This window comes from Clavibacter zhangzhiyongii (assembly GCF_014775655.1).
GTDB lineage: Bacteria > Actinomycetota > Actinomycetes > Actinomycetales > Microbacteriaceae > Clavibacter > Clavibacter zhangzhiyongii.
On sequence record NZ_CP061274.1, the window covers coordinates 1,221,512 to 1,245,661 of the forward strand.

Here is a 24,150-nt window from a genome sequence, read left to right on the forward strand (position 1 = left end):
CCGGATCCGCGCGGTGCCACCGCCCGCCCGTCGCGCGCGCCGGCATCCACCGATCGGCCGATGCCGGGGATCGACCGCACGGCCGTTCCGCGCGGCGCCCGCGACCGCCACGCTGGACCCATGACCACAGCAGCCGTCGAGGAGCACGTCCGCGTGCGCGACCTCGCGAAGACCTACGGCACGACCACCGCCCTCCGGGGCGTCTCCTTCGACATCCACCGCGGCGAGACCTTCGCCCTGCTCGGCCCGAACGGCGCCGGCAAGTCGACGACCATCGAGATCCTCGAGGGGTACCGGCTCCGCAGCGGCGGATCCGCGTCCGTGCTGGGCGTGGATCCCGCGAAGGGCGGCCGCGCCTGGCGCGCCCGCATCGGCATGGTGCTGCAGTCGAGCTCCGAGAGCGGCGCGATGACCGTGCGCGAGCAGGTCGCGCACTTCGCCCGCATGTACCCGCGGCCGCGCGACGTCGACGCGACCATCGCCGCCGTCGGGCTCACCGAGAAGGCGGGCACGCTGCTGCGCGCTCTCTCCGGCGGCCAGCGCCGCCGCGTGGACGTCGCCCTCGGGATCATCGGCCGCCCCGAGCTCCTGTTCCTCGACGAGCCCACCACGGGCTTCGACCCCGAGGCCCGGCACCGGTTCTGGGACCTCGTGCGCGAGCTCAAGGCCGAGGGCACGACCATCCTCCTCACCACGCACTACCTGGACGAGGCGGCGCAGCTGGGCGACCGGGCAGCCGTGATCGCGGGCGGCCGGCTGGTGGCCATCGGCCGGCTCGACGAGATCGGGGGAGAGGAGGCGCGCGTGCCGCGGGTGCTGTGGCGCGACGACGACGGATCCCACGAGGAGCGCACCCGGACGCCCGCCGCGCTCGTGTCGCGGCTGTCGCAGGCGACGCCCGGCGGCGAGCCGCGCGACCTGCGGATCGTCCGGCCGAGCCTCGAGGACGTGTACCTGGGGCTCCTCGCCGGGGCCGCGGTCCCGGCGGATGCGCCACCCGGCGGCCCGGACCCGGACGCCCCCGCGTCCGCCGTCCCGTCCGACGCCGCCGCCGAGGGGGTGGCGGCATGACCGCCGTCCGCCCCGCGCCCGGCGCCGCGTCCCGCCCCGCGGACCGCGCCCCGGCCCTGCCCGGCGTCCTGGCCCTCGGCGGGCACCGCATCCGCTATGAGGTGCGCCGCTACTTCCGGCAGTCCGACACGGTCATCTTCACGTTCCTCTTCCCGGTGATCATGCTCACGATCTTCTCGGTCGCGTTCGGCTCCTCCGGCAACCTCGGCACCGCGCCCGACGGGTCCGGCGGCGTGAGCGCCGCGGCCTACTACCTGCCCGGCATGATCGCCGCGGGCATCCTCCTGAGCGGCGTGCAGAACCTCGCGGTCGACATCGCCATGGAGCGCAGCGACGGCACGCTCAAGCGCCTCGCCGGATCCCCGCTGCCCGTCCTGTCGTACTTCATCGGCAAGGCCGGGCAGGTGATCGCCACCTCGGTGCTCCAGGTGCTCGTGCTGCTGCTCGTCGCCCGCCTCGCGTTCGGCGTCGAGCTGCCCGCCGACGCCGGCCGCTGGGCGACGTTCGCGTGGGTCTACGCGCTCGGGATCACGACCTCGGCCGTGCTCGGCATCGCGCTGTCCCGGATCCCGCGCTCGGGCGCGTCCGCCACCGCCGTGATCACGCCGATCGTGCTCGTGCTGCAGTTCATCAGCGGCGTCTACCTCGCCTTCACGATGCTGCCCATCTGGCTGCAGGACGTGGCGAGCTTCCTGCCGCTGAAGTGGATGGCGCAGGGCATGCGCGCGGTCTTCCTGCCCGATGCGCTCGCCGCCGTCGAGCGCGGCGGCACGTGGGACCTCGGCGGCGTGCTGGCGGTGCTCGCGATCTGGCTGGTGGGCGGGACGATCGCCGCGATGGCGACCTTCCGCTGGATCCGCCGGGACTCCTGAGCGTGCGCGACCGGGTCTCGGGATGGCAGGCTCGGGGGATGGTCTCCGTGCGCCTCGCCGACGCGGCCGCGGTCGCCATGGCGGCCCTCCTGCTCCTGCTCTCCCTCGGCGCGGACGGCATCGCCCGCGCCGGGGCCGTCGCCTCGGTCGTCGTGCTCGCTGCCGCGTACGTCGTCGTCGGCCGGCGGGCGCTCCGGGCGTCCACCGACGCCGAGCCCGCGGACGACGCGCGCCCCGCCCCCGCCGCGATCGCGTTCCTCGCCGTGGCGATCCCCGCGGCCGCCTGGGGCGCGGCCAGCGCATCGGAGCTCGCCGTGGTCCAGTGCGTGCTCTGCCCGCTGGTGTGGCTGGTGCTGCCGCGGGTCCGCGACGCGATCGTCGGCACGGTCGCGCTGACCGGATCCATCGCGGCCGGCTTCCTCCTCGGCTTCGGCAGCGAGCCGGTCATGCTGGTGACCGCCGCCGTCACGCAGGGGCTCAGCCTCGCCGGCAGCATCGTCCTCGGGCTGTGGATCACGCGGATCTCCGTGCTCAGCCGCGAGCGGCTCGAGCTCCTCGAGGGCCTGCGGGCCGCGCAGGCGCAGGTGGAGGACCTCGGTCGGGAGGCCGGCGCGGCACGGGAGCGCGCGCGGCTCTCGGCGGACCTCCACGACACCGTCGCCCAGGACCTCACGGCCCTCGTGATGCTCGCCCAGCGTGGCCGCCGCGAGCTGCGCGCCGGCGACGTCGAGCGGGCCGCCGGCACGCTCGACGCGCTCGAGTCCGGGGCGCGCGCCGCCCTCACCGAGACGCGCGCGATCGTCGCGGCGACCGCCCCCGTGCAGCTCGAGGACGGCGTCGGTGCCGCCCTCGCGCGGCTCGGCGCCCGCTTCTCGCGCGAGACGGGGCTGCCGGTCCTGGTGGACGCCGACGGCGCCGCGCCCCTCGACCGCGACGCCGAGGTGGTGCTCCTCCGCTGCGCCCAGGAGGGACTCGCGAACGTCCGCCGCCACGCGGACGCGGCCGCCGTCGGGCTGTCGCTCGGGACGGACGGGGACGACGCGGTCCTGCGGATCCGCGACGACGGCCGCGGCTTCGACCCGTCCCGCGCCTCCGCCGGCTACGGGCTGGAGGGCATGCGCCGCCGCCTGGGGGAGGCGGGCGGCCGCCTCGACATCGCGACCGGCGCCGACGGCACGGTCCTCACGGCGCGGATCCCGGGCCGCACGCCGCTGCCCGACGCCGCACCGCGCCCCGCCGCGTCCCTCCCCGCGACGGCCGGCGCATGACCGCCGCGCCGATCCGCGTGGTCGTCGCGGACGACCACCCCGTCGTCCGCGCCGGCCTCGCCGCCCTCCTCTCCTCGGCGCCCGACCTGGCGGTCGTCGGCCAGGCTCCCGACGGCGCGGCGGCCGTCGCCCTCGCCGCGGCCGAGCGCCCCGACGTGGTGCTCATGGACCTCCGCATGCCCGTCCTCGACGGCGTCGGCGCGACCGCGCGGATCCGCGAGGAGGCGCCGGGCGTGCGCGTCCTGGTGCTCACGACCTACGAGACCGACGCCAGCATCCTCACCGCCATCGAGGCCGGGGCGAGCGGCTACCTGCTGAAGGCGGCGCCCGAGGAGGAGATCCTCGCGGGCGTCCGGGCCGTGGCCCGCGGCGAGGTCGCGCTCGCACCGGCCATCGCGGCCTCGCTGGTCCGCCAGGTGGCGCGTCCGCCGGCCGCCCCGCCCGCGCCGGCGCCGACCCTCAGCCCGCGCGAGACCGAGGTCCTCGCGCTCGTCGCCGCCGGCCGCACGAACGCCCGCATCGCGCTCGAGCTGCACGTGACGCCCGCGACCGTGAAGACGCACCTGCTGCACGTGTTCGAGAAGCTCGGCGTCGGCGACCGGACCCGCGCGGTCACCCTCGCCATGGAGCTCGGCCTGCTGCCGCCCGCGACCCCGCGGTAACGCTTGGATAACGTCTCCCGGAAGCCGTATCGGCGCCTGCGGAAATGGATATGTTCTGACCGACGACGAAAGCACGGATCCCCGCCCACGCGCCGATCCGCGCCCGTCGCCCCGCACCACTCCCAGCACACCACCGCACCAGCACCCGACCCGAGGACGCGTCGGCGCACCGCACGGCCCTCGCGAGGACGCGACCGCCCGGTGCCCGCACGACCCGGTCGGGCGACCCGAGAGGACCCGCCCACATGGCATCCGGACGACACGCACGAAAGATCAGCTCCCTCCTCCTCCTGGCCGGCGTCGCCGTCGGCATGACCGCGTGCGCGCCGCAGGGCGCCACGAACACTGGCTCCGGGGGCGACGCCGCCGAGGGCGGCACGGAGTGCAACGTCGGCATCTCCATGCCGACCCGCAGCCTCGAGCGCTGGATCAACGACGGCGAGGGCCTCAAGTCCAAGCTCGAGGGCGACGACTGCACGGTCGACCTCCAGTACGCCGACAACAAGACCGACGCGCAGATCAGCCAGATCCAGAACCAGGTCGCCGGCGGCGCCAAGATCCTCGTGGTCGCGGCCGTCGACGGCAAGACGCTCGGCCCGGCCCTCGAGGACGCGAAGAGCCAGGGCGTCACCGTCATCGCCTACGACCGCCTCATCAACGGCACCGAGGCCGTCGACTACTACGCGACGTTCGACAACTACAAGGTGGGCCAGCTCCAGGGCGAGTTCATCAAGGAGCAGCTCGACCTCGACAACGCCTCCGGCCCCATCACCATGGAGCCCTTCGCCGGCAGCCCCGACGACAACAACGCCGGCTTCTTCTTCGGCGGCGCGTGGGACGTCCTCCAGCCCTACGTGGAGAGCGGCAAGCTGACCGTGCCCTCGGGCAAGTCGCCCGCCACGAGCGCCGACTGGCCCGCCATCGGCATCCTCGGCTGGGGATCCGACGACGCGCAGGCCGAGATGGACAACCGCCTGCAGTCGTTCTACACGGGCGGCCAGAAGGTCCAGGTCGTGCTCTCGCCCAACGACAGCCTCGCGCTCGGCATCGAGGCGTCGCTCGCGAGCGCCGGCTACGCGCCCGGCGCCGACTGGCCCGTCATCACCGGCCAGGACGCCGACAAGGCGAACGTGCAGGCGATCCTCGAGGACAAGCAGTCCATGACCGTCTGGAAGGACACCCGGGCGCTCGGCGACCAGGTCCAGAAGATGATCGGCGAGATCGTCGCCGGCGACGAGGTCACCGTCAATGACACCGAGACGTACGACAACGGCAACAAGGTCGTCCCGGCGTTCCTGCTCGACCCGCAGGTCGTCGCCAAGGACGACGTGCAGTCCGTGCTCGTCGACTCCGGGTTCCTGAAGGCGTCCGACGTCGGCCTGTAGCCCCCCTCGCGGCCCACGGGCGCCCGGCACCACGCCGGGCGCCCGTGGGCCGCGCATCCGTCTCCCCACGGCGCGCGCCGACCCGGCGCGCGCCACCGACCCGAACGGGAACCAGGAGCAGCAATGGACGACGTCATCCTGCAGATGACCGGCATCGTCAAGGAGTTCACGGGCGTGCGCGCGCTCGACGGGGTGGACGTCACCGTCCGCCGCGGCGAGGTGCACGCCATCTGCGGCGAGAACGGCGCGGGCAAGTCGACGCTGATGAAGGTGCTCAGCGGCGTCTACCCGCACGGCTCGTACGAGGGCACCATCACGATCGACGGCCACGAGGTCCGCTACGGATCCATCAACGACAGCGAGCGCGACGGGGTGGTCATCATCCACCAGGAGCTCGCGCTCAGCCCCTACCTCTCCATCGCGGAGAACATCTTCCTCGGCAACGAGATGTCGCGCGGCGGCGTCATCGACTGGAACAGGACCAACCTCGAGGCCGTCAAGCTGCTGAAGCGCGTGGGCCTCGACGAGAACCCGGCCACGCGCGTGCTCGAGCTCGGCGTCGGGAAGCAGCAGCTCGTGGAGATCGCGAAGGCGCTCTCCAAGGAGGTGAAGCTGCTGATCCTCGACGAGCCGACCGCGGCCCTCAACGACGACGACTCGGCGCACCTGCTCGGCCTCATCGGCCAGCTGCGCGACCAGGGCATCACGAGCATCATCATCAGCCACAAGCTCAACGAGATCCGGGCGATCGCGGACGACGTCACCGTCATCCGCGACGGGAAGACCATCGAGACGTTCCCGGTCACCGACTCGGGCGAGATCGAGACGCGCATCATCCGCGCGATGGTCGGCCGCCCCCTCGACGCCCAGTTCCCGCCGCGCGACCCGCACATCGGCGCGGAGAAGCTCCGCGTCGAGGACTGGACCGTCCACCACCCGGTGGACGTCGACCGCGTCGTCGTCGACAACGCCTCGTTCAGCGTCCGCGCGGGCGAGGTCGTCGGGTTCGCGGGGCTCATGGGCGCCGGCCGCACCGAGCTCGCCATGAGCATCTTCGGCCGCTCCTACGGCACGGGCATCACCGGCCGGATCTTCAAGGACGGCAAGGAGATCCGCACCCGCACCGTGAGCGAGGCCATCAAGAACGGCATCGCCTACGCCACGGAGGACCGCAAGCGGTACGGCCTCAACCTCATCGGCAGCATCACGGTCAACGTGTCCGCCGCCGCGCTGTCGAAGCTCGTGAAGCTCGGCGTGATCGACCGGCACCGCGAGTACGCGGTCGCCGACGACTACCGCAAGCGCATGAACATCAAGACGCCCGACGTCTCGGGGGTGGTCGGCAAGCTGTCCGGCGGCAACCAGCAGAAGGTCGTCCTCAGCAAGTGGATCTACTCGGGACCCGACGTCCTCATCCTCGACGAGCCCACCCGCGGCATCGACGTCGGGGCGAAGTACGAGATCTACGGCATCATCAACCAGCTCGCGGCCGAGGGGAAGGCGGTCATCGTCATCTCCTCCGAGCTGCCGGAGCTCATCGGCCTCTCGGATCGGATCTACACGATCGCCGAGGGCCGGCTCACCGCGGAGGTCGCCCGGGCCGACGCGACCCAGGAGGAGCTGATGCGGCACATGACCGCCAGCCGGAAGTCAGGAGTCGACCAGTGACCGTCATGCCCGAGCAGGCCACCGCGCCGAACGTCCCCACGCCGGACGGGATCAAGAAGCGCCCGCGCCGGCGCATCGACCTCCGCCAGTACGGGATCCTCGCGGCCCTCGCCGTCATCATCCTGCTGTTCCAGGTGCTCACCGAGGGGCGGCTGCTCTACCCGGGCAACGTCGCCAACCTCATCCAGCAGAACGCGTACGTCCTGATCCTCGCTATGGGCATGGTCATCGTGATCATCGCGGGCCACATCGACCTGTCGGTGGGATCGGTCGTCGCGACCGTCGGCGCCGTCGCCGCGCTGAGCATGAACCAGTGGGGTCTGCCGTGGGGGACCGCGGTGGTCCTGTCGCTCGTGGTCGGCGCGCTGATCGGCGCGTGGCAGGGCTTCTGGGTGGCGTTCGTCGGGATCCCGGCGTTCATCGTCACGCTCGCGGGCATGCTCGTGTTCCGCGGCGTCGCGCTCGTGCTCCTCACGGGCGGCACGATCTCGGGCCTCCCGGCCGAGTTCAACTCCATCGGCTCCGGCAACCTGCCGACGACCGGCGCTCCCGACCTCATCACGCTCGGGATCGGCGCGCTCGTGTCGATCGCGCTCGTGGTGCAGCAGCTGCGCACCCGGGCGACGCTGCGCAAGCTCGAGCTGCCGCGCGAGCGGGCCGTCTCGTTCTGGATCCGCACCGCGATCGCCGTCTTCGCGATCATGTACCTCTGCTACCTGCTGGCCTACAACCGCGGGACGCCGATCATCCTGATCATCCTGGCGACCCTCGTGCTCCTCTACTCGTTCCTCCTCACCCGCACGGTGTTCGGACGGCACGTGTACGCGATGGGCGGCAACCTCTTCGCGGCGATGATGTCGGGCGTCAAGACCCGCTGGGTCAACTTCTTCATCTTCGTGAACATGGGCCTGCTCGCCGGCCTCGCGGGCGTCGTCAGCACGGCGCGCGCGGGATCCGCGGTGGCGTCGGCGGGCGGCAGCTTCGAGCTCGACGCCATCGCCGCGGTGTTCATCGGCGGCGCGGCGGTGCAGGGCGGCGTCGGCACGGTGGTCGGCGCGGTCATCGGCGGCCTCGTGATGGGCGTGCTCAACCAGGGCCTGTCGATCCTGTCGGTAGACGCGGCCTGGCAGCAGGTCATCAAGGGCCTGGTGCTGCTGCTCGCGGTCGCCTTCGACGTCTACAGCAAGCGGCGCTCCGGACGCTGATCCCGGCGCAGCACGACGACGGCCCGGCCGCTCCCTCGACGGGAGCCGCCGGGCCGTCCGTCGTCCGGCGACCGGGGGGACCGCGCGCCGGGTCAGCCGCGGTGGCGTCCGCGCGGGCGGCCGGACGCGGCCGGGGCGGGCGCGTCCACGCCCGGGTGCGTGGGGTCCGCGACCGCGGCCGCGGCGACGCCCGCCGACATCGCGTCGGAGTGCACGTGGTCGCCCTCGGCCTGCACGTCGTCCGCGGCCGACGCGGCGCGCTTGCGACGCGCCTGCACGGCGCCCGTGACGATCGTCACCGCCGCGTAGAGGAGGAGCGCCACCGCGGCGGCCGGGATGATCCAGCCGCGCGCCTGCCCGTTGACCGCCTGGTTCGCCCAGCCGACGAGCGGCACCGAGTACCAGACCTCGCCCTGGATCTGGGCGGCCGTCACGGGCTTCGAGTCCGGCTCCGCGTTGTTGTCGCCCTTGAAGGTGAAGGAGCGGGTGCCGTCGGACTCGGACGCGATCGCCGTGATGCGGTGGGTGATGACCGCGGGCTCGCCCGACCGGATCTGGTACGTCGCCACGTCGCCCACCTGCAGGTCGTCCGTGTCCACCGGGCGCACCACGATGAGCGTCCCGGGCGGCAGCCGCGGCTCCATCGACTGCGTGAGGATCGTGAGCGGCACGGATCCGGAGACCTTCGGCACCACGAGCAGCACGGCCGCCAACCCGATGACGACGAGGAGGATCCCGACGCTCAGGCCCACGCCGGCGGAGCGCAGGAGCTGCGGCACCGCGCGTCGGGGGGTCGTGCCCTCCTCGAGCTCGACGGGGGCGAGGTCGTCGGCGGGGCGCGCGAGGGCGTCGGCGTGCCGGGCACGTGCGAGGCGGGGGAGGATGCGGGCCATGGTGGAGTCGTTCCGTGGGAGGGGTCAGCTGCAGCGGAAGCCGCGCGTGCCGGTGTTGGTGAACGCGACGACGGTGCCGCTCGCGACCTGGCGGACGCTCACGCCGTCCCGGAGGAGGTCGACCGTGACCTTCACGGTGCCGTCGGGGGCGAGGGTCGCGGGGACCTGGTCCCGGGTGATGCCGGTCATGGGGTAGTAGCCCGTCGTCGTGGCGATGCGGGTCCCGTTCACCATGACGCCGTAGGACTCGGACTGCGCGGCCGTGGAGGCGTCCCACGACACGAAGACGTACCAGTCGCCGTCCGTCGGCGTGCAGCGGAAGCCGCCCGTGACGGTCGGGCCGGCGGCGGTCTGCGTGGCGGAGGTGGAGGCGCGGCCGGTCCAGGTGCCGGATCCCAGCAGCACGCCGAGCGTGCCCGTGACGGAGGCGGATCCGCTCGTGGGGAAGCCGGACGCGGTCGTGCGGACGCACCAGGTGGACTGGGCGCCGCCGGCGAGCGTGCCGGAGACCGTGGGCGGCGCGGCCCACGTGCCGGACACGGAGCCGGAGCCGACGGACGAGGTGGCGGAGCAGCTCGACGCGGTCGTGCTCCACGCGACGACCTTCGTGCCGCCGGCCAGCGCGCGGCCGGCGTCCGTGGACGCGGTCGCGGAGACGGTGCCGGTCCAGGGGCTCTGCACGGTGCCGGTGTTCCGCACGACGACCGTGGCGGTGCGGCTGGGGCTGCTCGAGCTCACGGCGCCGCCGAGCTGGTCGAAGCCCGTGCTCGTGACGGACACGGTGGCGGCGCGGACGGAGGATCCCGCCGAGACGCTCGAGGCCCACAGCGCGTGGACGGCGGTGCCGCCGCTCCCGAGGAGGATCACGGTGAGGCCGACGAGGAGCGCGGCGTGCAGGCGGCCGACGGGGCGCCGCGTGCGGCGGGCGCGGCTCACGGGGTGACCTGCGTGCCGACGACGTCGAACGCGAGCTGCGCGGTGGATCCCTGCACGGACTGCGGCGCGTCCTTGTCGAGGACGACCTCGGTGCAGACGACCGACGAGGCGCCGGGCTGGATGCGGGCGAACCCGCTGGGCGTGTGCAGCGCGCCGGGACGGCCGGAGAAGGTCGTGGCGCCGTGCACGCAGTCGGCCGTCGTCGCGACGGGTCCGAGGCGCAGCGACAGCTCGCCGGGGAAGGCGCTGTTCGACGAGGTGCCTCGCGTGGAGATGGCCACGTCCAAGGCTACCGTGCCGGTGTTCTTCGCGGTGAAGGCCCCGACGATCCCCTGGCCGGGGAGGAGCTGCGTCGCGTCGAGGGCGGCCTGCTGGGTGATGACGAGTCCGCTCGACCCGCTGGCGACGCTCGATGTCTGGGCGCTCGCGGTGCCGTTCCAGAGGGCGTAGCTGCCGCCGGTGGCGGCGAGGGAGGCGACGACGACCGCGGTGAGGAGGCCGGTGGTGAGCCACGCGGCGCGCAGGGGGCTGCGGCGGGCGGGACGGGCGGAGCGGCGGCCGTGAGCGGGACGCGCGGCGGGTGCCTGCCTCGTGCTCATGTCGTCTCGCTCCGGTTCGTGGTGCTGGATGGTGCGTGCTGGGGGTGGAGCCCCCTCCCCGCGGGTGACGTCACCGCGAGGAGGGGAGTCGGCGACTAGATCGCGCGCTGCGTGAGCGTGAAGGCGAGCTTGTCGAAGGAGAGGGTGCCGTTCTGGCCGGTGGTCGCGGTCGAGGGGAACGTGACCGTGAGGACCACGTTGACCTTGGAGGCGGCCGTCGAGGGCTTGACCGTGAACGTGTTGGCCGCGGAGCCGGCGGTGATGCTGGCGTCGGTCGAGGTCACGTCGAGCTTGGTGGTGACGGCGGCCTTGAGCGCCGCGTCGCCGCTGATGGAGAGGGGGTTGTACGTGAGGTCGGCGGCCAGCGAGTCGCCGGTCGCGGTGACCGTGAGGGCGCTCTTGTACTGGAGGACGTTGCCGGGGACGATGCGGTACGTCGCGGGGTCGACGACCTTGGGGGCGCTCGGGTTGGTGATGTCGGTCCAGACGCCCGTGGTGTCGGCGGCGAGGGCCAGGTTGCCCGCGGAGACGCTCGAGGCGGCGACCGTCGCGTTGGCGTTCCACAGCGCGAAGCTGCCGGCGCCGCCGAGGAGGAGGACGATTCCAGCGGCACCTGCGACGGCGCCGGAGACGATCTTGTTCATGGGGTTTCCTGTTCTCTCACGCGGTGTGCCGCGCATGTTCGTGGGGGAGGCGGCGGGTGGGGTCCTGCCGGTCGTCTCCGGTGCTCCGCTGGCGCCTGGTCGGCGCTCCTGCGGTCTCGATCCGGTGTTCCTTCGACGAACACCACTCTGACGGGGCGGCCTCAAGCCACCCGCTGGGCGACCGCAAGTCCGGCCGAGCTTTGCCGCAAGCCCGTCCCGGGATCCGCTCAAGCCCCCGGGATCCCGTGCCGCGAGGCCGGTCGGCGCCGGCGCGGCGTCCTCGCACGCCGGCCGGTCTAGGCTCAGGCCACGACGTCCTCCGACGGCGGACACGGGAGGGGAGCGCATGACGACTCCCGCCCGCCCGCCCCGGTCGGCCCTGTCCGCGCTCGACGCGCAGCGCCGTCGCGGCTCGGCCCGCGCGCAGGTGCCGTTCCTCCTCAGCTGCGCGGTCGTCGCGGTCATCGTGGCCGTCGTCGAGCCGGAGGTCCACGCCGATCCGTTCTACCTGGGCGCCCTCGCCCTGGTCGGCGCCGTCTCCCTGCTCTGCGTCGTGCTCGCGATGAGCCGGATCCCGTCGGGCGTCCTCATGGTCGTGCCCGCCGTCGACCTGCTCGCGGTCGCGGCCCTCCGCGACGCGACCGCCGAGACCTTCCCCGCGTCGGCCCTGCTCGTGATCTTCCCGCTGCTCTGGCTGGTGTTCGCGTTCCCGTCCGGCGGCGTCGCCGTCGCCGTGGCGGGCGCCCTGGTCATCAGCCTCTTCCCGGTGATCCGCGACGGCGGGCTGCCCGCGTCCTCCACGGCGTGGGCCGACCTCCTCGGCGCGCCCCTCCTCACCGCGCTCCTGGTGGCGGCGGCCGCGCAGGCGGCCGCGACGCAGCGCACCGACCGGCGCGAGCTCGCCGAGGCGACCGAGACCCAGGCGCGGCTCCTCGTGGAGTCGCGCGAGCAGACGGCGACCTTCCGCGACGTGGCCGACGCGCTCGACGTCGGGATCGTCTTCTTCGACGCGGACGACCGGCCCGTGCTCCGCAACGCCGCCGTCCGCTCGCTGCTGGAGCTCGCGGGCTACGACCCCGCGACGGGCCGGGCGTCGCACGTGTACGGATCCGACCGCGTCACGCCGGTCGCCCGCGACGGGCGAATCCTGATGGAGGCGGTGTACGCCGACAAGGTGCACGGGCCCGTCTACTGGGTGGGGGAGCCGGGCGACCAGCGCGCCCTCGTGCTCTCCGTGCGGGCCATCGGGCGCCGCGGGGGGCAGCGCACCGGCACCGTGCTCGGCGCCTACGACGTCACCGACCTCGCGCAGGCCGTCCAGGTGCGCGACGAGTTCCTGGCCACCGTCTCGCACGAGCTGCGCACGCCGCTCACGAGCATCGTCGGCTACCTCGACCTGCTCGACGAGCTGCACGATCCCGCGCACCTGGGCATCGCGGCCGAGCTCGCGGTCATCCAGCGGAACGTCGAGCAGCTGTCGGTCATCATCGGCTCGCTCCTCGCGGGAGCGGACCACGCGCCCGCGCTCCAGCGCGCATCCGTCGACCTCTCGGCGCTCGTCGAGGACGCGGCGGCCGGCGCCGCCGCGCGCGCCGCCGAGCGCGGGCTGGCGCTCGGCACCCGCATCGCCCCGGGCATCGTGCTCGACGGCGACGCCGACCGGCTCGCGCAGGTCGTCGAGGCCCTGCTCTCCAACGCCCTCGCCTTCACGCCGGCCGGCCGGATCGACGTGGTGCTCGAGCGCGAGGGCGACGAGGCCGTCCTCTCCGTCGCCGACACCGGCGTCGGCGTCAGCGAGGAGGACCAGCGGCACGTGTTCGACCGCTTCTTCCGCGCCCGCTCAGCCCGCGACGGCGCCGTCCCTGGCCTCGGCCTCGGCCTCTCGATCGCCGAGCGCACCGTCACCGCGCACGGCGGATCCGTCCGCATCTCGAGCCGCCTCGGGCACGGCACGCGCATGGTCGTGGCCCTGCCGATGGGATCGCCCCACTACCCCTCCCCATAGCCGATGGCAAGAGGAGATGGCGAATCGACCGTTCCGGAGGCCTCCGCCTAGACTCGGCCGGTCGCTCGCGGGACCCCTGCGGGCGCGGCACCACGTCATCGAGCCCACAGGAGCCCATCCCCTCCATGACCTCCACGCGCACGTCCGCAGAACGCCTCCTCGACCGCCTCATCCCGAAGCGGCGCACCAACCCCGACGGCACCCGGCCACCTCGTCGTGACCACTCCGACCACCGCCTCCTCGAGGCGCGCTTCACCGGATCCGTCGACCTCTACGAGCCCGAGCACCCGAAGATCGACCGCCTCGTGTTCGGCGTCACCGCCGTCCTCGCGGTCGGCTTCGTCGTCTGGGGCATCGTCAGCACCGACGGCCTCGCGACCATCTCCGGCGCCGCGCAGAGCTGGGTCATCGAGAAGACCGGCTGGCTCTTCGTGCTCGCCGCGAGCTTCTTCGTGATCTTCGTGCTCTGGCTCGCCGCCAGCCGCTACGGCCGCATCAAGCTGGGCGCCGACGACGAGAAGCCGCAGTTCAAGACGGTCTCCTGGATCGCCATGATGTTCAGCGCGGGCATGGGCATCGGCCTGATGTTCTTCGGCGCGGCCGAGCCCCTCAGCCACTTCGTCACCCCGCCGCCCGGCACCACGCAGCCCGAGTCGGAGGCGGCCATCCGCACGGCCATGGCCACCGCGATGTTCCACTGGGGCCTGCACCCCTGGGCCATCTACGCGGTCGCCGGCATCGCGATCGGCTACGGCACCTTCCGCAAGGGCCGCAAGCAGCTCTTCTCCTCCATCTTCCAGCCGCTGCTCGGCACGAAGCGCACCGAGGGCTGGGCCGGACGCGTCATCGACATGCTCGCGATCTTCGCCACGCTCTTCGGCTCGGCGGCCTCGCTCGGCATCGGCGCGACGCAGATCGGCGCGGGACTCGAGTTCAACGGCTGGGTGCCCGAGGCCACGGCCCCGCTGCTCATCGGCATCATCGTCGTGCTCACGATCGCCTTCATCTTCTCGGCCGTCTCGGGCATCGCCCGCGGCATCCAGTGGCTGTCGAACATCAACATGGTGCTGGCCGTCGTGCTCGCCGTCTTCGTGTTCGTCGTCGGCCCGACGCTCCTCATCCTCAACCTCATCCCCGCCACGCTCGGCGCCTACCTCGGTGACATGACCGAGATGGCGTCCCGCACCGCGGCGACCGGCGGCGACGAGATGAGCTCCTGGCTCGCCAGCTGGAGCGTCTTCTACTGGGCCTGGTGGATCTCGTGGACGCCGTTCGTCGGCATGTTCATCGCGCGCATCAGCCGCGGCCGCACCATCCGCGAGTTCGTGGTCGGCGTGCTGCTCGCGCCGAGCATCGTGGCCCTCATCTGGTTCTCGATCTTCGGCGGCTCCGCCATCCACGCGCAGCAGACCGACGGCGACATGACCGTCGACGGCGCCGTGGTCAGCGACAACACGCTGTTCCAGCTGCTCAACCACTACCCGCTGGCCAGCGTCAGCACCGTCCTCGTCATGCTGCTCGTCGGCATCTTCTTCGTGTCGGGCGCCGACAGCGCGTCCATCGTGATGGGGACGCTGTCGCAGCGCGGTGCACTGCACCCGAGCCGCAAGGTCGTCGTCTTCTGGGGCGTCGTCATGGGCGCGGTCGCGGCGATCATGCTGGCCATCGGCGGGGGAGGCACGGAGGCCCTCACCGGCCTGCAGAACCTCACGGTCGTGGCCTCGCTGCCGTTCGTGCTCGTGATGCTCGTCGCCTGCTACGCCCTCTGGAGCGAGCTGCGCACCGATCCGCTCATCGTGCGCCGCCAGGTCGCGGTCGAGATGATGCGCGACGCGGTCGTCAACGGCGTCGAGCAGCACGGCGACCACTTCCAGCTCTCGGTCGACCCGATCGACCCGGAGGAGGCCTCGGTCCGCGAGCCGCTCGGCGACGAGGACGAGGCGCGGCGCTCCTGACGCCGCCTCCCGCCTCGCCGATGCCGACCCGCGCCCCGCGCGCGGGTCGGCATCGTGGTCTCCCGGACACCGCCTGGATGTCGGGTCGCCCCCGACCCCTCACCCGTCCCGCGCATCGGTAGGGTGACCATGATGACGACCTCCACCCCCGCCTCCGCTCCCGCACCCTCGCCGACCGACGGCAGCGGTCGCCGCGCCGCCGTCGTCTACAACCCCATCAAGGTCGACCTCGGGTCGCTGAAGGCCAAGGTGGCGCAGGCTGCCGGCACCGCGGGTTGGGAGGAGACGCTCTGGTTCGAGACGAGCGAGGACGACCCCGGCAAGGGCGCCGCCCAGGAGGCCCTGTCGCACGACGTCGACATGGTCATCGCGGCCGGCGGCGACGGCACGGTCCGCGCGGTCGCGGAGGGCATGTCGGGATCCGGCGTCGCGCTGGGGCTCCTGCCGTCCGGCACCGGCAACCTGCTCGCGCGCAACCTCAAGCTCACCCTCAACGACGTGGAGCACTCGCTGGAGGCCGCCTTCTCCGGCCACGACCGCAAGGTCGACCTCGCGGCCATCGAGATCCTCCGCCAGGACGAGACCCGCGAGAAGCACGTCTTCGTCGTGATGGCCGGCGTCGGCATCGACGCGAAGATGCTCGCCAACACCGACTCGGAGCTGAAGAAGAAGGTCGGCTGGCTCGCCTACGTCGACGCGATCTTCAAGGCCCTGCGCGACCGCGACCAGCTGCGGCTCCGCTACCGGCTCGACGGCCGGAGCACGCACCGCCGCCGCGCGCACACGCTCATCGTCGGCAACTGCGGCTCGCTGCCCGCCAACATCCTGCTGCTGCCGGATGCCGCGGTCGACGACGGCATCCTCGACGTCGTGCTGATGCGCCCCGAGGGGCTCTTCGGCTGGATCCAGATCTGGGTCAAGGTCGCGTGGGAGAACGGCGTCGTCCGCCGCACCGCCGCGGGCCGTCGCCTCATGGGCCCCGAGAAGGAGGTGCGCGCGCTCGAGTACCGCACCGCCGAGGAGGTGGTGGTCCGCCTCGAGAAGGAGGAGGACATCGAGCTCGACGGCGACCCCTTCGGCCGCGCCGTCGGCTTCAAGATCCAGGTGCTGCCCGGCGGCCTGACGGTGCGGGTGCCGCGGGACTCCTGACCCGCGTCGGTCGGTCCCTGCCGGCGTCGCGCTCACCGGCGTCGCGCCTGTCGGCGGTCCGTGGGAGGGTCGCGGAATGATCCGCACCCTCGCCGTCTCCGGCTACCGCTCCGTCCGCGACCTCGCGCTGCCGCTCACCGGGCTCGACGTCATCACGGGCGCGAACGGCAGCGGCAAGTCCAACGTCTACCGGGCGCTCCGGCTCATCTCGGACATGGCGCAGGGCGGCGCCGTCGGCGCTCTCGCGCGCGAGGGCGGCCTCGAGGCGGTCCTCTGGGCGGGGCCCGAGGGCCTCAGCCGCGCGATGCGCGACGGCGAGCACGAGGTGCAGGGCACCGTGCGCAAGGGTCCCATCGCGCTGCGGCTCGGGTTCGCGGGCGACGAGCTCGGCTACCTCGTCGACCTCGGCATCCCGCAGACGGACCCGTCGGCACGCCCGCCGACCATGTTCGGGCGCGACCCGGAGATCAAGCGCGAGCTGATCTTCAGCGGCCCGGTGCCGCGCCCCCGCTCGCTCGTGCTGGAGCGCCGCTGGCAGGACGTGCGCGTCCGCGACGAGGCCGACGGCTGGATGCACGTGCCGGCCCTCGTGCCGCCCCACCTCAGCGTGCTCAGCGAGGTCGCCGACGCGGTCACGAGCCCCGAGGCGATGATCCTCCGGCGGCGCATGGGCGGATGGCGCTTCTACGACCAACTCCGCACCGACGCCGACGCCCCCGCCCGGCGACCTCGCGTGGGGACGCGCACGCCCGTGCTCGCGAGCGACGGATCCGACCTCGCGGCCGCGGTGCAGACCATCCGGGAGTGGGGCAACGGCGACGCGCTCGACGCGCTGGTCGACCGGGCGTTCCCCGGGTCCACCGTCGTAGTGCGCCCCCAGGACGGCGTCCTGTCGCTCGGGCTGCGGCAGCCCGGCATCCTCCGCGTGCTCGACGCCGCCGAGCTCTCCGACGGCACGCTCCGGATGCTCATGCTCACGGCCGCCCTCCTCACGACGGAGCCGCCCGAGCTCATGGTGCTCAACGAGCCGGAGACGAGCCTCCACCAGGACCTGCTGCCCGCGCTCGGCGAGCTCATCGCGCAGGCGTCGCGGAACGTGCAGATCCTCGTCGTGACGCATGCGCCGGGGCTGGCGGCGGCCGTGTCGGAGCACGCGGAGGCGGGGGAGCTCGTGCTGGAGAAGCCGCACGGCGAGACGGAGCTGCGCGGGCAGGGGCTCCTCAGCGCGCCGTCGTGGGACTGGGGCAAGCGCTAGCGCCCGCCTGCCCGCCCGCCCGCCAGGCGTCTAGCGCGGGCGGCGCGCACGCCGCCCCCACGACGACGCCTCCCGGTCGCGGCCCTGGAGGGCGGCGCGAGCGGGAGGCGTCGGGTGGTGCGGATGCGGCGGATCAGCGTCCGAAGGCCGCCGATGCGGGGCAGTCGAACGGGTCGCCGCCGGCCGCGAGGCCCACGCGGTTGAGGTACGCGACGACGATCCCGTACGAGGCCAGCAGCGTGGTCTCGGTGTACGGGATGTTGTGCGTCGCGCAGTACTCCTTCGCGATGCGCTGGGCCTTCTTGAGCGCTGGGCGCGGCATGTTCGGGAAGAGGTGGTGCTCGATCTGGTAGTTGAGGCCGCCCATGTAGATGTCCGTGAGCCACGTGCTCTTGATGTTGCGGCTGGTGAGCACCTGGCGGCGCAGGAAGTCGACCTTCGAGTCCTTCGGCAGGACGGGCATGCCCTTGTGGTTCGGGGCGAACGAGGCGCCCATGTACACGCCGAAGACGGCGAGCTGCACGCCGACGAAGGCGAAGGCCATGCCGAGCGGGAGGAAGAAGAAGACGACCGCGAGGTACGCGATGATGCGCGTGGAGAGCATCGAGATCTCGAGCCACCGCTTGTCGACCTTGCCGCGGCCGAAGACGGTGCGGAAGCCGTGGACGTGCAGGTTGAGGCCCTCGAACATGAGGATGGGGAAGAACGCGTAGCCCTGGTGGCGCGTGAACCAGCCGTAGACGCCCTTGGCGCGGGCGGCGTCCTCCGGGGTGAAGGAGATGACGTCGCGCTCGATGTCCGGGTCCTTGCCCAGGACGTTCGGGTTCGCGTGGTGGCGCGAGTGCTTCGTCATCCACCAGGAGTAGCTGATGCCGACGAACAGGTTGGCGAGCGTGCGGCCCGCGATGTCGTTGGCCTTGCCCGACTCGAACACCTGGCGGTGCGAGGCCTCGTGGGCGAGGAAGGCGAACTGGGTGAAGATGATGCCGAGACCCGCGGCGATGAGCAGCTGGAACCAGCTGTCGCCGAGGAGCACGAAGCCGACGCCGAGGCCCACGAGGGCCGCGGTGACGCCGGAGAACATGAGGACGTAGAAGCCGACGCGGCGGTTCAGCAGTCCGGCGTCGCGGACCGTGTTGAGGAGGCCCGAGTACTCGGTGGTGGGGTTGGCTCCGCCGCCGCGCTTGGGGCGGGTGAGCACGATGCGGGGTGCTGCGGTGGTGTCAGTCATGGTCAGCTCGTTCGTCCGTGGCCTCTCGGCCAGGTGGAGCGGGCCGCCTCGGCGAGCCGCTGTCTGTCGTCGTCGTGGGGGACACGACACGGCGCCGGGATCTGGGGCAACCAGGTCTCACACTCCCATAGGGGCGGACGCTCCGCACCAGGGATACTCACAGCGCGGACGGCGTGTCGCTGTCGATGGAGGACAGCGGCCCCGTCCCACGCGGGCTTACGGGCTGCTGGGCGACTACGGCACGATGACCGCGCGACCCCGCACGGTGCCCGCCGCGAGCGCCGCGTAGGCGTCCGGGCCGTCGTCGAGGGAGTAGCGCTGGGTCTCGACGGCGACCTGGCCGGAGCGCGCGAGGTCGAGCACCTCGATCAGCTCCGCGCGGCTGCCCCAGTACGGGATGCGGACAGCCGCGTCGAAGGCGATGCGGCCGAAGCCCACCTCGACGGCGCCGCCGCCGATGCCCACGATCGTGACGTCGCCGCCCGCCTCCACCACGTCGAACGCCGTGGCCATGGTGGGCGTCGCCCCGACGAAGTCGAAGACGGCCTGCACGCCGCGGCCGCCGGTGATCGCCCGGATGCCGTCGGCGGCGTCCGCGTCGCTGATGACCGTGTGGTGCGCCCCGACGTGGCGGGCGAGCTCGAGCTTCTCGTCGTTGAGGTCGAGCGCGATGACCGTGGCGCCGCTCAGGGCGCGGAGGATCTGGATCCCGACGTGACCGAGGCCGCCCGTGCCGATGACGACCGCGAAGGTGCCCGCGCCGAGCTTCGGCAGCGAGGCCTTGATCGCGTGGTACGGCGTGAGGCCGGCGTCGGTGAGGGAGACGTTCTCGACGGGGTCGAGGTCGCCGAGCGGCACGAGGTGCCGCGGGTCGTCGACGATCATGTACTCGGCCATGGCGCCGGGGGCGCCGAGCCCGGGAGGCTGGATCCCCTCGGCGGCGGCGTTCTCGCAGTGGTTCTCGCGGCCCTCGGCGCACGCGTGGCAGCGTCCGCAGCCCCAGGGTCCGTAGACGGCCACGGCGTCCCCCACGGACAGGTGCGCGACGCCCTCGCCGAGCTCCTCGACGACGCCCGCGCCCTCGTGGCCGAGCGTGAGGGGGAGCGGGTAGCCCGCGGCGCGGTACTCCTCCTCCGAGAGGCCCATGACGTACTCGTCCGAGTGGCACACGCCGGCGGCGGTGACGCGGAGGAGCACCTCGCCGGGGCCGGGCGTCGGCTTCTCGATCTCGACGACCTCGGGGTGGGATCCGATGCGGGTGTACTGGAGCGCCTTCATGCCCCCACGGTATTCCTCAAGTGGGGGAACTCGCTGGACGCGGCTGGATCAGGGCAGGCGGCTGCCGTGCGGGGGATCCACGGGCGGCGACTGCGGGTGCTCGGATCCGAGGAGGGCGAGCTCGGCGTCGGCGGCGTCGCGCAGGAGGGCCATGGGGCCGGCGAGGCGGCACGTCGTGACGACGCCGCTCACGCACGTGACCGCGTACAGGGTGACGAGGAGGATCTGGTGGGCGGCTGCCCCGGCCAGCAGGAGGACGGGAGCCGCGACGAGCGCCGCGACCACCGAGAGGAGCGCCGTGGGCACGCCGATCGCGCCGGACGCGATCGCGCGGCGGGACTCCACCGCGACCCTCTCGGCGGTCCCGGGCGCCAGCGCCACGCGGCCGCGGGCATCCACGGAGCGCTCGAGGAGCGCCGCGTCCCGCCAGTGCGGGTGCGATCCCGGCGCGGAGCCGAGGCGGCGCGAGGCGCGCGCCAGCCAGATGGCGAAGGGAACGAGCCCACGACGGCGGCGATGACGAGCGCGACGCCCACGGCGAGACCGGTGTCGTCGCCGTCGCCGTCCCCGTCGTCCATGCCGAGGAGCAGGGCGCGGAGGAGCAGGGCGGACGTCATGCCGGCGAGCACCGCCGCGACGAGCGCGAGGAGACGGCGGCGCGGCGTGAGGACCTCGGCCGACCACGCGGCGGTGGCGCGGGCGCCGATGCGGGCGAGCTCGCGCCTGCCGTGACCCCGGTCGGCCGAGGTGGCGCCGTCGTGCGCCTGCGCATGCTCGTGCGGGCTCACGGGAGCCGGCTGCCGTGCGGAGGGACGACGGGCGGCGCCTGCGTGCGCTCGGACTCGGGGAGGGCGAGCTCGGCGTCCGCGGCGTCGCGGAGGAGGGCCATGCGGCCGGCGGTGCGGGCCGCGGTCCAGAGGCCGGAGAGGCCGAGGAAGAGGTACGCGGGTGTCAGCAGCATCTGCACGCTGGCCTCGCCCTGCAGGAGCCAGGCGGGGATGAGGCCGAGGATCGCGAGGACGAGGAGCGTGGCGGCGGGCACCCCGATCGCGGCGGCCGCGATGGCGCGGCGCGCCTCGACCGCGACGCGCTCCGCCGTGCCGGGTGCGAGCGTCACCCTGCCGGCCGGGTCGACGGCGCGGTCGATCAGCGCGGCATCGCGCCACCGCGGGTGGTCCCCGGCGGCCGAAGGCAGGCGTCGCGACGCCCGGACCATCCAGATGGTCAGCAGGACGGCGACGGCGAGGGCGCCGACGGCGAGGCCCAGGACCGCCGCGAGGGCCGTCTCGTCGCCGACCGAGTCGTCGGTGCGGAGGAAGAGGGCGCGGAGGGGGATGGTCGCCGCGACCGTGACGGCGAGGAGGACGATCGCGGCGAGCGTCCGGCGCCGCGGGGTCACGACGCGGGCGATCCAGGCGATGAGCGTCCGGGCGCCGATGCGCAGGAGGGGCCGACGACCGGGGGCGGCATCGCGGCCGGCGGTCGTGGCGTCGACGTCGCCCGCGGTCGTGTCGTCGGCGGTCATGCGGGCCTCCCTGTGGGGCCGATGGGCGGCCCCGTCCATCCTCCCGGGCGCGCGTCCTCCCGACGGACCGGCGTGCGTCCCCTCTCCGGGGGCGGGACCGGACCGGGCCGACGTCCCGAGCCCCCATGAGCGGGGCGCGGCGTCCCGGCATTACCGCTCGCGGAGGACGCCGCGACACGCCCGGCTGGCCCGATGGGGGCGGTGCAAGGTGGAGGCATGACCGATCTGCTCGACACCGCCCACGAAGCGGTCCGCATCCTCCCCTCACCCGTCCCCGCCGCGCGCGGCCCGCTGAGCGCCGCGCTCCTCGCCGACCTGCTCGGGGGCGGCGCCGTCCCCGCCGGTCCGTCGCCCGACTTCGCCGCGCTCGCCGCCGAGGCGCTCGCCGCCGCGGACGACGTCGTCCGCGACGACGACGTGCAGCTGGCGCTCTTCTGCCTCTACGAGCTGCACCACGCGGGCCTCGAGGGCGTCGACGACGACCGCGAGTGGGACCCGCGGCTCATCGCCGTGCGGGGGATCCTCGAGGCCGCCTTCGAGGCCGCCCTCCGCGACCGGGTCACCGTCCCCGAGCGCCCGGAGCCGACCTCCGGCGGCGTCGCCGCGGCGCTCTTCGCCCTCACGTCGGCGGACTCCGGCCCCTCGCTCTCGCGCTTCGTCGCGCGCAAGGCCACCGCGGAGCAGCTCCGCGAGTTCCTCGTCCACCGCTCGATCTACACGCTCGGCGAGGCGGACCCGCACTCCTGGGCCATCCCGCGGCTCCGGGGCCGCGCCAAGGCCGCGATGGTGGAGATCCAGGCCGACGAGTACGGCGGCGGGCGCCCCGAGCGCGTGCACGCGACGATCTTCGGCGCGACGCTCCGCGGCGTCGGCCTCGACGACCGCTACGGCCGCTACCTCGACGACGTGCCGGCGATCACCCTCGCGTCGTCCAACGCCATGTCGCTCTTCGGCCTGCACCGCCGTCTCCGCGGCGCCATCGTCGGCCACCTCGCCGCGTTCGAGATGACCTCGAGCGTGCCGAGCCGCCTCTACGCGAGCGGGATCCGCCGCCTCGGCTTCGGCGACGACGTCGCCTGGTACTACGACGAGCACGTCGAGGCCGACGCGGTGCACGAGCAGATCGCGGCCCACGACCTCGCGGGCGGGCTCGTCGAGTCCGAGCCGCAGCTCCTCGACGACGTGCTCTTCGGCGCGGCCGCGTGCCTGGAGGTCGAGGGCTGGGTCGGCGCGCACGTGCTGTCGAGCTGGCAGGCCGGGCGCACGTCGTTGCGCGAGGGGTCGACCGCGGCCTCGGGCGCGGCGGCTGCCGCTGCGGCCGCGGCGTGAGCGCGCTCCCCGCGGACGACGCGGCGGACCGCCCGACGACCGGTCGCGTCCCCGCCGCCGAGCCGCCGCGGATCATCGCGTACCCCGACGGCCCGCTGCTGGTGCGGGGGGAGTTCGAGATCGTGGATCCGGGGGGCCGGCCCGTGCCGCGCACCCGCCGGACGGTCGCGCTCTGCCGCTGCGGCGTCTCGTCGATCAAGCCCTACTGCGACGGCACGCACCGCCTGGTCGGGTTCCGCACGGACCCGCCCGCGCCGACCGCGGAGTAGCCGCGCGGCGTCAGAGCTGCGCGCCGGGCACCGCGAAGGTGTCGCACGCCGTGGGGCCGCCCGCCCGGCCGGCCTCGAACCAGCGCTGGCGCTGCTCGGCGGATCCGTGGGTCCAGGTGTGCGGGTCGACCTCGCCGCCGCTCGCCGCCTGGATCCGGTCGTCGCCGACCGCCGCCGCCGCGTCGAGCGCGTCCCGGACCTCGGCGCCGCTCACCGGCTCGAGGAACGCCGTGCCCGCGTCGTCGCGGATCTGCGAGGCGGCCCCGACCCACGCGCCCGCGTAGCAGTCGGCCTGCACCTCGAGCCGCACGGAGTCCGACGTCGGGCCGGTGCCGGTGCGGTCGGCGCGGTCGAACGCGCCCGAGAGCTGCTGGATGTGGTGGCCCCACTCGTGCCCGACGACGTACATCTGCGCGAGCGGCCCGCCGGAGGCGCCGAAGCGCGTGCGCAGCTCGTCGAAGAACGTGGTGTCGACGAAGAGGCGCTGGTCCGGCGGGCAGTAGAAGGGGCCGGTCGCGCTGGAGGCCTCGCCGCAGCCCGTCGTGGTCGCGGCGTCGAAGAGCGAGAAGCCGGGGGAGACGTAGTCGGCGATGCCCACCTCGGGCGCCGCCGTCGTCCAGTACGTGTCGAGCGAGTCGGCGGCGCCGGCCATCCGGCACTCGACGCTCGCGTTGGCCTCCGCGCCGGTGGTGCAGCCCTCGATGGCCTCGTCCTGCTGCTGTCCGGCGCCGGATCCGCTCCCGCCGCCCGCGCCGCCCACGATGCCGGACAGGTCGACGCCCGTGAACTGCTGCACGAGGATCACCGCGACCACCACGAGGAGGCCGCCACCGCCGGCCGCGATGCCGGTCGTGCGTCCCCGGCCGCGCCGGCGCGTGACCTTGCTGGTGTCGATGCGGGCGTCGTCGTCGAAGGTCATGGATCGACCGTACCGGCGGCGGGGCCGGTCGT

The 24,150-nt window shown here is 73.6% G+C and carries 22 protein-coding genes; 13 read left to right on the top strand and 9 right to left on the bottom strand.

Features of this window, described 5'->3' with window-relative positions:
* Positions 1 to 120 precede the first annotated feature (120 nt).
* From H9X71_RS05870 to mmsB, 7 genes are all read left to right on the top strand, one after another.
* Entirely contained in the window at positions 121 to 1,071 is a 951-nt protein-coding gene (locus tag H9X71_RS05870; protein WP_191148744.1) for an ABC transporter ATP-binding protein, read from the top strand.
* Positions 1,068 to 1,943: an ABC transporter permease gene (locus H9X71_RS05875; protein ID WP_191148745.1), complete on the top strand. Its 876-nt coding sequence runs from the start codon at positions 1,068 to 1,070 to the stop codon at positions 1,941 to 1,943. Before H9X71_RS05870 ends, H9X71_RS05875 begins: the two co-directional genes overlap by 4 nt.
* A 38-nt stretch (positions 1,944 to 1,981) precedes the next feature.
* Positions 1,982 to 3,211: a sensor histidine kinase gene (locus H9X71_RS05880; RefSeq protein ID WP_244961835.1), complete on the top strand. Its 1,230-nt coding sequence runs from the start codon at positions 1,982 to 1,984 to the stop codon at positions 3,209 to 3,211.
* On the top strand, positions 3,208 to 3,873 hold the full coding sequence (locus tag H9X71_RS05885) for a response regulator transcription factor (RefSeq protein WP_191148747.1): 666 nt from the start codon (positions 3,208 to 3,210) through the stop codon (positions 3,871 to 3,873). Before H9X71_RS05880 ends, H9X71_RS05885 begins: the two co-directional genes overlap by 4 nt.
* Positions 3,874 to 4,118: 245 nt before the next feature.
* On the top strand, positions 4,119 to 5,258 hold the full coding sequence (locus H9X71_RS05890; RefSeq protein WP_191148748.1) for a substrate-binding domain-containing protein: 1,140 nt from the start codon (positions 4,119 to 4,121) through the stop codon (positions 5,256 to 5,258).
* Positions 5,259 to 5,381: 123 nt separating this feature from the next.
* Positions 5,382 to 6,926 carry a multiple monosaccharide ABC transporter ATP-binding protein gene (mmsA, locus tag H9X71_RS05895; protein WP_191148749.1) on the top strand — a complete coding sequence of 515 codons (1,545 nt, stop codon included), beginning with the start codon at positions 5,382 to 5,384 and terminating at the stop codon, positions 6,924 to 6,926.
* Positions 6,923 to 8,131, top strand: coding sequence for a multiple monosaccharide ABC transporter permease (gene mmsB / locus H9X71_RS05900; protein WP_191148750.1), 1,209 nt, complete (start codon positions 6,923 to 6,925; stop codon positions 8,129 to 8,131). Before mmsA ends, mmsB begins: the two co-directional genes overlap by 4 nt.
* 92 nt (positions 8,132 to 8,223) lie before the next feature.
* Here mmsB and H9X71_RS05905 read toward each other — a convergent pair whose 3' ends face one another.
* The 4 genes from H9X71_RS05905 to H9X71_RS05920 form a co-directional block, all read right to left on the bottom strand.
* On the bottom strand, positions 8,224 to 9,024 hold the full coding sequence (locus H9X71_RS05905) for a signal peptidase I (RefSeq protein WP_191148751.1): 801 nt from the start codon (positions 9,022 to 9,024) through the stop codon (positions 8,224 to 8,226).
* 24 nt (positions 9,025 to 9,048) lie between these two features.
* Complete coding sequence (locus H9X71_RS05910) at positions 9,049 to 9,960, bottom strand: hypothetical protein (protein ID WP_191148752.1); 912 nt, start codon at positions 9,958 to 9,960, stop codon at positions 9,049 to 9,051.
* Positions 9,957 to 10,559, bottom strand: coding sequence for a TasA family protein (locus H9X71_RS05915; protein WP_191148753.1), 603 nt, complete (start codon positions 10,557 to 10,559; stop codon positions 9,957 to 9,959). The genes H9X71_RS05910 and H9X71_RS05915 overlap by 4 nt, the downstream gene beginning before the upstream one ends.
* Positions 10,560 to 10,654: 95 nt before the next feature.
* Entirely contained in the window at positions 10,655 to 11,203 is a 549-nt protein-coding gene (locus tag H9X71_RS05920) for an alternate-type signal peptide domain-containing protein (protein WP_191148754.1), read from the bottom strand.
* A gap of 346 nt (positions 11,204 to 11,549) precedes the next feature.
* Between H9X71_RS05920 and H9X71_RS05925 the strand changes: the two genes are divergently transcribed.
* The 4 genes from H9X71_RS05925 (at position 11,550) to H9X71_RS05940 (ending at position 17,567) form a co-directional block, all read left to right on the top strand.
* Positions 11,550 to 13,208, top strand: a complete 1,659-nt coding sequence (locus tag H9X71_RS05925) for a sensor histidine kinase (RefSeq protein ID WP_191148755.1) — start codon at positions 11,550 to 11,552, stop codon at positions 13,206 to 13,208.
* A 125-nt stretch (positions 13,209 to 13,333) separates the two neighbouring features.
* Positions 13,334 to 15,163, top strand: coding sequence for a BCCT family transporter (locus H9X71_RS05930; protein WP_191148756.1), 1,830 nt, complete (start codon positions 13,334 to 13,336; stop codon positions 15,161 to 15,163).
* Between the two features lie 132 nt (positions 15,164 to 15,295).
* On the top strand, positions 15,296 to 16,312 hold the full coding sequence (locus H9X71_RS05935; RefSeq protein ID WP_191148757.1) for a diacylglycerol/lipid kinase family protein: 1,017 nt from the start codon (positions 15,296 to 15,298) through the stop codon (positions 16,310 to 16,312).
* A gap of 76 nt (positions 16,313 to 16,388) precedes the next feature.
* A complete protein-coding gene (locus tag H9X71_RS05940; RefSeq protein WP_191148758.1) occupies positions 16,389 to 17,567 on the top strand; it encodes an AAA family ATPase in 1,179 nt (392 codons plus the stop codon).
* Between the two features lie 133 nt (positions 17,568 to 17,700).
* Here H9X71_RS05940 and H9X71_RS05945 read toward each other — a convergent pair whose 3' ends face one another.
* The 4 genes from H9X71_RS05945 to H9X71_RS05960 all read right to left on the bottom strand — a co-directional run bounded on the left by H9X71_RS05945 (position 17,701) and on the right by H9X71_RS05960 (position 21,601).
* Entirely contained in the window at positions 17,701 to 18,798 is a 1,098-nt protein-coding gene (locus H9X71_RS05945) for a fatty acid desaturase family protein (RefSeq protein ID WP_191148759.1), read from the bottom strand.
* 234 nt (positions 18,799 to 19,032) lie between these two features.
* The gene (locus tag H9X71_RS05950; protein WP_191148760.1) at positions 19,033 to 20,076 is read right to left on the bottom strand and encodes an NAD(P)-dependent alcohol dehydrogenase; all 1,044 of its coding nucleotides are present in this window, start codon (positions 20,074 to 20,076) and stop codon (positions 19,033 to 19,035) included.
* Positions 20,077 to 20,124: 48 nt separating this feature from the next.
* A complete protein-coding gene (locus H9X71_RS14900; RefSeq protein ID WP_244961838.1) occupies positions 20,125 to 20,421 on the bottom strand; it encodes a hypothetical protein in 297 nt (98 codons plus the stop codon).
* 439 nt (positions 20,422 to 20,860) lie between these two features.
* Positions 20,861 to 21,601, bottom strand: coding sequence for a hypothetical protein (locus H9X71_RS05960; protein ID WP_191148761.1), 741 nt, complete (start codon positions 21,599 to 21,601; stop codon positions 20,861 to 20,863).
* Between the two features lie 216 nt (positions 21,602 to 21,817).
* Here H9X71_RS05960 and H9X71_RS05965 point away from each other — a divergent pair, with 216 nt between their 5' ends.
* Both H9X71_RS05965 and H9X71_RS05970 read left to right on the top strand, forming a co-directional pair.
* Complete coding sequence (locus H9X71_RS05965; protein ID WP_191148762.1) at positions 21,818 to 22,930, top strand: iron-containing redox enzyme family protein; 1,113 nt, start codon at positions 21,818 to 21,820, stop codon at positions 22,928 to 22,930.
* On the top strand, positions 22,927 to 23,199 hold the full coding sequence (locus H9X71_RS05970) for a CDGSH iron-sulfur domain-containing protein (RefSeq protein ID WP_244961839.1): 273 nt from the start codon (positions 22,927 to 22,929) through the stop codon (positions 23,197 to 23,199). The genes H9X71_RS05965 and H9X71_RS05970 overlap by 4 nt, the downstream gene beginning before the upstream one ends.
* A 10-nt stretch (positions 23,200 to 23,209) precedes the next feature.
* Here H9X71_RS05970 and ypfJ read toward each other — a convergent pair whose 3' ends face one another.
* Entirely contained in the window at positions 23,210 to 24,118 is a 909-nt protein-coding gene (gene ypfJ, locus H9X71_RS05975) for a KPN_02809 family neutral zinc metallopeptidase (protein ID WP_191148763.1), read from the bottom strand.
* Positions 24,119 to 24,150 lie beyond the last annotated feature (32 nt).